This is a genomic window from Oenococcus kitaharae, assembly GCF_025758695.1.
Lineage (GTDB): Bacteria > Bacillota > Bacilli > Lactobacillales > Lactobacillaceae > Oenococcus > Oenococcus kitaharae_A.
This window is the reverse complement of the sequence record NZ_JANJQP010000007.1, coordinates 1-830: the sequence shown is the minus strand read 5'-3', so window position 1 is coordinate 830 and position 830 is coordinate 1. Positions and strand designations below refer to the sequence as shown.

Annotated in this window: 1 protein-coding gene; it reads left to right on the top strand. The window is 39.2% G+C overall.

The window, feature by feature from the left end; genetic code table 11:
- A partial coding sequence (locus NRF22_RS08855) for a GH25 family lysozyme (protein ID WP_263780133.1) occupies nt 1–644 on the top strand: 644 nt, incomplete at its 5' end.
- Nucleotides 645–830: the final 186 nt, after the last annotated feature.

Sequence of the window (830 nt, the reverse complement as noted above, 5' to 3'; positions counted from 1 at the left end):
CATCACAGATTGTGACTCAACTCAATGGTTTCGATGTATCTAGCTATCAGTCCGGTATCTCCAGTCAACAAGTGGCTGGAGATTTTACGATTATTAAAGCGACTGAAGGGGACTATTATACAAATCCTTATATGGATCATCAGTGGCATGACGCGCAAAATACTGGTAAAAAATTAGGGTTATATCATTTTGCAACTGTCGGAAATGCATTGGATCAAGCTCATTTTTTTGTGAATGCAGTTCGTCCCTATTTGAATGGGCAAAGCTTATTAGTTTTGGATTGGGAAAGTGATGCATTACCTCAGGGCCCGTCTTGGGCTAAAACTTGGCTAGATGAAGTATATCGAGAAACAGGTATTCGCCCTCTCATTTATATGTCTAAAAGTGTCATTCATGACTATGACTGGAGCGCTATCGCCAAAAACTATGGACTGTGGATGGCTCAATACGCCGATGATAATGAGACCGGATATCAGAGTGAGCCTTGGACCGATGATTCTGATTTTGGTGCTTGGATGACGCCAACTATTTTTCAATATACTAGTCATGGGAGCCTAGACGGCTATGGTGGGCCAATAGATTTAGATTTATTTTATGGTAACGATTTTGACTGGGATATGCTGAGCCGCATTGGTCAGCCTTGATTTTGATAATGTAATATTTTGTTAAAGACGGTGAAACTTGAACACGAAATTCATATAACATAATGGGATGATGATACATACGGTTCGACTTAAGAAGATACTTTGGCCACTAGCTATTTTTTGTATAGCTTTTGGTTTGCAAACAAACTATCCAATAGACAATAACTTTAATGTGAAGGATGCATT